The sequence below is a fragment of the Coleofasciculus sp. E1-EBD-02 genome (assembly GCF_040218245.1).
In the GTDB taxonomy this organism is placed as follows: Bacteria; Cyanobacteriota; Cyanobacteriia; order Cyanobacteriales; family Coleofasciculaceae; genus Coleofasciculus.
In genome coordinates this window covers 1-8,374 of sequence record NZ_JAVJQN010000138.1, presented here as the reverse complement: position 1 = coordinate 8,374, position 8,374 = coordinate 1, and the positions used below count along the sequence as shown (strand labels likewise).

8 protein-coding genes are annotated in these 8,374 nt (G+C 44.5%); 3 read left to right on the top strand and 5 right to left on the bottom strand.

Features of this window, described 5'->3' with window-relative positions:
* Positions 1-738 precede the first annotated feature (738 nt).
* Positions 739-933 (bottom strand): hypothetical protein, encoded by a 195-nt coding sequence (locus RIC07_RS22115; RefSeq protein ID WP_446376770.1) that lies wholly within the window; start codon positions 931-933, stop codon positions 739-741.
* A gap of 393 nt (positions 934-1,326) precedes the next feature.
* Positions 1,327-3,015 carry a potassium channel family protein gene (locus RIC07_RS22110; protein WP_446396410.1) on the bottom strand — a complete coding sequence of 563 codons (1,689 nt, stop codon included), beginning with the start codon at positions 3,013-3,015 and terminating at the stop codon, positions 1,327-1,329.
* Between the two features lie 250 nt (positions 3,016-3,265).
* Between RIC07_RS22110 and RIC07_RS22105 the strand changes: the two genes are divergently transcribed.
* Positions 3,266-4,129 carry an endonuclease/exonuclease/phosphatase family protein gene (locus tag RIC07_RS22105; protein ID WP_446396409.1) on the top strand — a complete coding sequence of 288 codons (864 nt, stop codon included), beginning with the start codon at positions 3,266-3,268 and terminating at the stop codon, positions 4,127-4,129.
* 160 nt (positions 4,130-4,289) lie between these two features.
* On the opposite strand, the gene RIC07_RS22100 is transcribed toward RIC07_RS22105, so the two are convergent.
* On the bottom strand, positions 4,290-5,159 hold the full coding sequence (locus RIC07_RS22100) for a DUF2382 domain-containing protein (RefSeq protein ID WP_446396408.1): 870 nt from the start codon (positions 5,157-5,159) through the stop codon (positions 4,290-4,292).
* 102 nt (positions 5,160-5,261) lie between these two features.
* Positions 5,262-6,113 carry a DUF2382 domain-containing protein gene (locus tag RIC07_RS22095; RefSeq protein WP_446396407.1) on the bottom strand — a complete coding sequence of 284 codons (852 nt, stop codon included), beginning with the start codon at positions 6,111-6,113 and terminating at the stop codon, positions 5,262-5,264.
* A gap of 370 nt (positions 6,114-6,483) precedes the next feature.
* Between RIC07_RS22095 and RIC07_RS22090 the strand changes: the two genes are divergently transcribed.
* The gene (locus RIC07_RS22090; protein WP_446396406.1) at positions 6,484-6,900 is read left to right on the top strand and encodes a thiol-disulfide oxidoreductase DCC family protein; all 417 of its coding nucleotides are present in this window, start codon (positions 6,484-6,486) and stop codon (positions 6,898-6,900) included.
* 231 nt (positions 6,901-7,131) lie between these two features.
* A complete protein-coding gene (locus tag RIC07_RS22085) occupies positions 7,132-7,983 on the top strand; it encodes a M48 family metallopeptidase (protein ID WP_446396405.1) in 852 nt (283 codons plus the stop codon).
* Between the two features lie 152 nt (positions 7,984-8,135).
* Here RIC07_RS22085 and RIC07_RS22080 read toward each other — a convergent pair.
* The coding region (locus tag RIC07_RS22080; protein ID WP_446396404.1) for a zinc ribbon domain-containing protein at positions 8,136-8,374 on the bottom strand (239 nt) is incomplete at its 5' end.

The following is an 8,374-nucleotide window of genomic DNA, read 5'->3' as shown; positions in this document are numbered from 1 at the left end:
CGTACAGAATTCGGTTCGGTCAAACTAACTTCTAAAAGCCGAAACGCCCTATTTTTCGTTCTCACTCTTCCTTGTCTACTGGTCTACCTGTCTTCCTTGTCTTGCCTAAACCCCCATCTTAAAAAACCTACCCTTGTGAGGGTAGGGGGAGCAGGGGAAGCAGGGGAAGCAATGATACATTTTCCCTAATAGCGGTGCAAGGGTATGAAAAGGTTTGACCCTATTTCCTTAAAGATGAGCCAATTTCTATGCTACTCAAAGCCTTGATAGCTAAGAGTTTTGGACTTGTGCAGCCAGCCCTAATTTGGTAGATTAGGTTGGGTTTCTTCGTAGTAACAAAACCTTAGCCCTAGATTCTGTTGGGTTTCCTGGCGTCAACCCAACCTACAATCTATTCCACCATTTGAGCTGGAATGCCACGCTCAGATGATGCTGGTGGGCAATGCCCACCCTACTAGGCTGGCAAGCTTAAAGTTGTGGGTAAAATTTTTCTGGATCGCTACTCTCATAAGGGTTCCTTGAAAATACTTGACCACTGTTTTAACCTTGCCAAGCCACTACGGTATATCAAGAGTTTTGCCGATCTCAAACTGCAAATTTTCAGTGCCATTCATTTTAGCTGTGTCACACCAGTCGGGTGGTTAAGACACCCAACAAATTATAGAGACGTAGCCAGCTACGTCTCTACCAGTTTTATTCGTTTAGGCTGTTTCCAAATCTAGCCAATCCGGAAAACTATTAACGAGAGTCGGTTCCTTGGTTCGGATCGCCTTCTACACGCTTGTTTTCACCTTGGGCTTCCGGAATGGTTGCTGGATCTTTCTTAGAAGCTTGCTCTTCGGCTTGGGGATCTTTAGACTCCATACCTGTTGTTCTAGCTCCCGCAGCCGTTGTAGTTTGTTTACCTTTAGATGTTATGTCTTCTTGTGGCATAATTACATTCTTAATTTCGACGTTACAACCAATCTTAAAAAACTAGGAGAGAATTTCCCTCTTCCTAAAATAGGATTTTGATTTATCTATCTCTCTATCTAAAGAATTAGTACGCTGACGCTATGGCGCTTGTGGAGTGGTATGGTACACCTAAATGGATGCATGAGCTGGGTTCATAAGTTCGTAGTCAGGGCTTTAGCCTTAGATTCAGGAGGCTTTTCTGCCTGATCAATAGCTTATAGAAAAATCCATAAACCTGCCTATACACATCGGCTGGGGCGGGTTTAGTCACATCTGTTGTCAGATAAGAAACGATAATAGTAAAACCCGCCCCTACACAAGCGCCATACCCTCTTTCCACAGTGAAGGGTCAAAATTCCACCTTCCCCAGATTCAACTCGCCAATAACTGAGAGGGGGTGACTCGCCACAACTGTTCTAATTGTGACGCGGGCATGGTCAAGTATAAAACATCACCTGCCGCTAACGCTGTTTCCAATAAATCTCGACCATGAAGCTTTTGATGTCGGGTTTCAATGTATAGAGGAACAAACTCAATATCCAGGGTTAAATCTCTCACCCTCTGTCCACAGAATGGATGCTTTAGCGTAATCGTTGTTGCTAACGCTACCCAAAGAGTATTCCCGGTCATACCATTGCCTAAAATACGCCCCCCTAAGGCGGCGGCGGCAAAAGCAGGTGTGGCTAATTCTGTGGGGCTGAGTACCACTTCAAAATTAAACACTTGCTGCACCCCTCGGGCAAATTGAGGGTCATGATTTCGCACCACGATGGGTAAATTGGGGGTTAAGGCTTTGGCACTTAAACTAATTTCGACATTGGTCATGTCGCTACTGGTTACCGCTAATAAGGCTTCCGCTGTATGGATATTCGCCGCTTTTAAATTAGTTGCCAAACTTGCATCACCGATAATCACCGGGACTCCCAAGGAACGGGCAACACCAAGAAATCGATTGTGGGTATCGGGTTCAATGACAACCACGTCATAGCCATGACTATGCAGTTGATTCATGATCTGGACACCAATACCCCCCAAGCCACAAACAATATAATGATGGCGACTGGGAACACGGGCAGCATCTAAAAATTGACTAAAACGAGTACCTAAAATAAAATCGTTGAGTAGGGCGTAACAAATCCCAATTACACCCGCCCCAACTAACATCATCACCGCCGTAAAAACTTTGATACTGTCGGGAGCTAATTCTGCCACTTCTTCTTTTCCCCCCGCCCCGGTAATCATACCCACGGAAAAATAGAGGGCGTCCACAATTGAGGTATTCAACTGCACACTAACATAGGTGAGTGTAGCGATAAAAATGGTCAGTAGTAGGGCAAGAGTTCCGGCGAGAATGGGTTGACCATGGTGCTGAAACTGTTTCAGGTTCGTGAGAATCTTGAACAGTCGGCGTAGCCACAACCCTCGACGGCTGCGGACATTGGGTTGAGTGCCAACAATCAAGCGATCGCCCGGTTGTAATGTTTGTTCTTGCACAACGGCAGACACTAAACTCACCTGCCCTTTCCAGGGTTGATAGTAGATCAACATCCGCGATCGATCGTCCCACAACTCACTCAACTGACGTCCATTCCAGGGATGAGAGTCATGGATGTATTCTTCGTGAATGGGCCACGTTTGATTGAATAGTCGCAGTTGCCCAATCGCTTGATTCCCCATCGCAGCAAAGGCAAACACCGGGGCGGCTAATGCGGCGACACTGAGACTGACATGATTGGGCAAAATCTGATCCAAGCGATCGCCTAAGCTGTTGTTAAATAGCCGACTAATAATCCGAATCCGAGGATTAAGGACTCGGGCTTGGGTGAGAATAGCCAGATTCAAGGCATCATCGCTAGAGGTGATGACTAGGGTTTGCGCCTCCTGAATTCCAGCGGCGAGTAGGGTGGCGGCTGCGCGAAAATCGCCGATAATCAGATCCTGGCAGTTACCCGGAACCAGGTGATCGCTAATTCCGACAACAGAGGCTCCCTGTTGCTTTAATAATGAGAAAATTTGATAGCCAGTGCGACCCAAGCCACAAACGATGATTCGGGGTTTCATGAATTTGTCTTATCCACAGACAGAGTTTTGCCTGGTCGTGTTTTGAACACCTATTTTCCTACAGATTTACCGCGACCATTGTAACCGAAGACACCAAGACTAGCAGAAATCTGGAAAAAAGTGATCCGGGTTGATCATTTATCCGGCAAATAGGGTGGCTTTTTTTGCGGTTATCAGCAGCAATCCCTGTTTATTGACGAAAGGAAATCCTTACTCTTAAACTTAATAGTAATTAACTAGAAAACAGTTTATGACCAAGCCTCCGATTCCTCCAGACCTACAAGAACTCAATCCTCAGAGGTTTAATCCCGAAAAACAAGCTTGGACTCAATCAACCGATGTTGTCAGTGACACAAATATCAGTGAACTAACACTGGTCACCTATAATATCTGGTTTTCCGACTATCATCGCCAACAACGCCACGAGGCTATACTGAAGCTTATTCAAGACTGTGATGCTGACGCGATCGCGTTGCAAGAGGTTACGCCAACCTCTCTTAAACTAATTTTAGAACAAGACTGGGTTAGAAAGAATTACTATAGTTCCGACACCACCGGAGAAACGGTGAATCCTTATGGCGTTCTCCTGCTGTCTAAGTTTCCCATTCATCGGTTATTTTTCTGCGATCTGATTAGCCAAATGAGTCGCAAATTTCTCTGTGCTGAATTGCGGCTTAATGGACAAAATTTTAATATTGCTACGGTTCATTTAGAAAGCAAGAAGAAATTTGCATCCATCCGCGCCATACAGCTTGCTGATATCTTTCCCCTATTGGAAAATGCCGATCATGCGGTACTAATGGGAGACTTTAATTTTTGTTCCTCTTGGGAAGAGGAAAACCGTAATCTTGACCCTCGCTATCAAGATCTGTGGGCAGTTCTTAGAGAGGATGAACCAGGTTATACAGAAGATACGGATATTAATATCATGCGGTTACAGCAAAAACAAAAACATAAAAAAGTCCGCTTTGACCGCATCTTACTCCGTTCTGATTCGCAAAGTTGGCAGCCAGAATCCATTGAACGCCTGGGATTAGAACCTATTTTCCCTGATTGTCCTAATGTTTTCCCATCTGACCATTTTGGTTTAGTGGGTCATCTAATAAGTAGGTAGGCACAATAAAAGTTAGTCATTTGTCATTTGTCATTTGTCATTCGTCATTTGTCATTTGTCATTCGTCATTTGTCATTCGTCATTTGTCATTTGTCATTTGCTCCCTTATCTTCCCCATCTCCCAGACGTTCCACGGTTATGTCGGTACAATTCCTGCTTTCTATTTACTGCCACGACAGCGATCAAACATTTGTTGGTACGTTTTCTGAAGCTCTGGATTGTCCACCACTAGCTCTACACGCACGTTAACACAGCCGTGATTATCTTGCAGCGCGATCGCGGCTAAAAGATCGCTGGCTGCTTTAGGCGAAACAAATTCACCGTTGACAGTAGTCGTTGTCGGTAGACTCGTCTCTACACTATCGGGAACACCTGTAACTTTCCCTTTCCCTAAATCAATTTCTGCCAGTTGTTTCGGTTCTTCACCAACTTGTTCAACAATTAATTTTTCCCGCCGTACAGGAACTTCAACTACACGAGTTTCAATTTCTTTGCGAACGACAACTTCCCCGACTTTCTGCTTACTGCGGTTAACGACTAACTTTTCTTCTAGTAAGCGAATCATGTCTTCTTCGACTATCTCTGACGTCTGATCAGACGGTTCTAGATCACTATTCACTCTCTCTTCAGCATCCATAGCTTTTTCTGAATTAACAACACTTGTAGAGGTTACTGACGAGTGAGATAAGTCCTCGGAAGGCTTTGCTGTTGGGGTTTCCCTTTTTTGATATACAGGCAAGTATTCAAGTTCTGCTGGTGATAGGTCAACAATTACAATTCTATTGTCTGGGTCAATTGTCTGAATGTGCTGGCGACTGAGGAGAAACCAGGGAGATTCAGCGTTTGTCCATTGGGCAGACATCACCATATAAAGCCGATGATTTTTTTCGACACAGAAATCCTCAACCCGTCCTAAGACTTTACCTTTTTGATTCACGATAGTAAAGAACGTGAATTTTTCTCTAAATTGATCTAATAGTTGTTTTATTTTACCCTTTGTATAACTGCTTTTAGGTTCTTCTTGGATCATAGCTTACTTCTCCAACTTACTAAACGTAGGGTGGGCAATGCCCACCCCCGTATCCACCAATTTATTTAGTTCAATCGGTGAAATTCAATCGCTTTCAGAATTCTACCGACGACCCTTGACGACAGGATTGCCATCTACATCAACTTCTAATTCTTCGCGGCGAACCGTTTCTTTTGCATCTACGGTGTCACGCTCAACTTCTTTCTTGACACCAACTTCTTCCCGGACAAAGGCTTTCTTATCGATATTCGCTGCTTCTTCATGAACTTCCACACGAGCAACTTCACCGTCGTGGAAGTCAGCACTACCCGGTTGAACTTCGCGGGCTTCAGAGGGACTGTTTCGCTCAATTACAACCCGTTCTTTTTCTACAGGAACTGATACCTGAGCTGTTTCAGATTCTACGTGCTTACCTAGAGCAACTTCACCGCTCTTGTAACGGTCTTTGTTGGCAATTAGTTTCTCTTCATACAGCTTGAGATTTTTATGATCCTGCTCAGTAGTGGCATAGAGTTCAGGCTCATGATCATAAGTGTAGGTGTCGCGATTATAGGTTGTCGCTTGAGCCGATGTTGATGCCGTCGAGCGATTAGTCGCCATGGGTCGGTAGACGTTGCGGACTCGTTCTTCGTAGTCGTAGTCGATGCTCATGTTGTCATGGTATTCCGGTAAGCTTTCAGCTTGCGCTTTGGTCATACCGATCACATAAACCCGATGACGATCATAGTCCATCCGGGCATAACCTACAGGTAACAAGACATTTTTACCAAAGATCCAGAAGCCTGTATCAATGACTAGATACCGGAAACGACCATTTTCATCCAGAAGAGCATCATGAACTTCACCGATTTTCTCTTCTCGATCTGAGTAGACATCATATCCTTTAATGTCATCGCCACCGAAAATCTGTTCTTTATAGTTAGGGTAAAATTTGTCTATTTTGATGAGATTCATAGAATAGTCTCCTTGTTTCTTTATCTTTATGTTTGAGAGTTCAACTCTCGCCATCTACTTTTAGATTACAGAAAAAAAGCTTTTTGTGAATCCATCAAAAGACATAAACGAAACTAGGTTAGTGATTTTTTTTACACTGATACTGTGATTTCTTTAGATTTAGAATATTTGTACTGATTGACCGACTTTCTTCTACGCAAATCCCTTAAGTTTAATAATATCCCCTTAGGTTACAGGATTTAATCAAATAGAACATATAAATGCCAGTAAGTTAACACGATGAATTATTTTTTTTATCCTCCTATAGGAATAGATTAAATTAGGTATAGTAAATAAAGATAACTCATAAGGAGTGCGATTAACCCCTTTGATGCAATATCACGTTATTTACGACGGCAACTGCAATCTTTGTGTCACGTTAGTGCAGCTTCTGGAAAATCTGGATCAAGGACAGCAGTTTGATTACATTCCCATGCAGGATGAAGCCACCTGTGAAACCTTTGGTATTACCCCCCAAGACTGCGAAATGGGGATGATTCTCATTGATGGGGCGTCCCCGGAACGTCGGTGGCAAGGGAGTGAGGCGGCGGAGGAAATTGGGCGTCTGTTGCCGATGGGAGAGGTATTCGTCTCGGCATATCGAGCAATGCCTGGAATGAAATGGCTAGGCGATCGCACATATCAACAGGTTCGTGATCATCGGTATAGTTGGTTTGGCAAGCGATCGAGTACCTACAATTCAGCTTATCCTCTGGGATGTCAGGATAACCAAAATTGCCAGACTTAATTAGAATGTGGCTGGTAAGTAGGTGGACACAATAAAAGCTAACGCCTGTAGGGGCAACTGCTTAGTCTAATTAACAACACCAGTCCACTCAATGTACTCGGATCGCCGATCGCCCTCTCCTCATCCTCCTGTACCAGAAAGTGTTTCTTGAGAGCCAATGGCAACTTATACCCTATAAGTAGCGTCTATTGTTTGAGTGCCTGAACTGTAGCTATTTTAATTTTATGTACCATGATTAATCCTTTCTCCTTCTGGTCTCATCGTCACCGTCGTCGTTTATTATATCCGTTTGTGTCAGCGATCTTGGCGTTTAGCCTGATCGTGGGTACACCTCAGGTGAGTCAAGCAATTCCCTGGCTGGATCTGCTTTTCCGAGGCGTCCAGATTATCCAACTTTCCAATATTTCTGAGCGCCAGGAAGTCGAGATCGGGCAGCAGATCAATCAGCAGTTGGTGAGAAACCAGATCCAACTCTATCGCAATTCCAGTGTCAACCGCTACATTGATCAGATTGGTCAGCGATTGGCAAAAGAAACTCAACGCTCTAATATTCCCTATACGTTTCAGGTGGTTAAGGATGACAGCATTAATGCCTTCGCGACTACGGGGGGTTTTATTTATCTCAACACCGGTTTGATTGAAGCGGCGGACAATGAGGCTCAATTGGCTAGTGTGATTGCCCACGAAATCGGGCATATCGAAGAGGAACACATGATTCAACAAATGCGCCAAACCGCGATCGCCAGGGGAGTAGCCGTTGCCGCAGGTCTAGATCGCAATACCTTAGTCAATATTGGCGTGGACTTGGCGCTGCGGTTACCCAATAGTCGTGAAGATGAATTGGAGGCGGATCAAGTTGGGTTAGACATCCTCAAAAAAGCAGACTATGCACCGTCAGCCATGGTAAATTTCATGGAAAAACTCCAGAAGAAAAGCGGTTCCGTCCCCTCTTTCCTCAGCACTCATCCAGGAGTTGACGATCGCATTAACGCATTAAATCAGGCGATCGATCCGGCTGAAGCTACTGTCGGTGATGGTTTGGATGAAAGTGCCTATAAAGCCAAAATTCGTCCCCTTCTATAGTGCTATGTGCTATCCCTGATATCTTCCTCAGCTTCCCCAGCTTCCAGACGTTCCACCGGAACGTCTCTACAACCCCAGCTTCCCCAGCTCCCCCAACTTCCCCATATTCCACTAGGAACGGAGTACAGAACGACATAAACTACCCAGACCTGCTATCGCTCTCGGTCTGGGTTTTCAGTAGCCCTGAAGTCATCAAACAAGCTAAGCTGAACATATTCAATAGTTCGATTTAACTTGCACGACAACCCCGTGCCTCCAGGCTGGTTTATAGACAGCCCCACAAGTGCAATATTATTGGCTCCGTTGAAATCGGCATCCCCATGCCAACCACAATGCCCACATTTAAAAGTCTTGCCACTGCGGTAAGACTTTCCTTTTATCGGATGAATAT

Bases quoted from the DNA above. Each gene is read 5' to 3' on its own strand.
- RIC07_RS22115 (WP_446376770.1), bottom strand. From the start codon at position 933: ATGCCACAAGAAGACATAACATCTAAAGGTAAACAAACTACAACGGCT.
- RIC07_RS22110 (WP_446396410.1), bottom strand. From the start codon at position 3,015: ATGAAACCCCGAATCATCGTTTGTGGCTTGGGTCGCACTGGCTATCAA.
- RIC07_RS22105 (WP_446396409.1), top strand. From the start codon at position 3,266: ATGACCAAGCCTCCGATTCCTCCAGACCTACAAGAACTCAATCCTCAG.
- RIC07_RS22100 (WP_446396408.1), bottom strand. From the start codon at position 5,159: ATGATCCAAGAAGAACCTAAAAGCAGTTATACAAAGGGTAAAATAAAA.
- RIC07_RS22095 (WP_446396407.1), bottom strand. From the start codon at position 6,113: ATGAATCTCATCAAAATAGACAAATTTTACCCTAACTATAAAGAACAG.
- RIC07_RS22090 (WP_446396406.1), top strand. From the start codon at position 6,484: ATGCAATATCACGTTATTTACGACGGCAACTGCAATCTTTGTGTCACG.
- RIC07_RS22085 (WP_446396405.1), top strand. From the start codon at position 7,132: ATGATTAATCCTTTCTCCTTCTGGTCTCATCGTCACCGTCGTCGTTTA.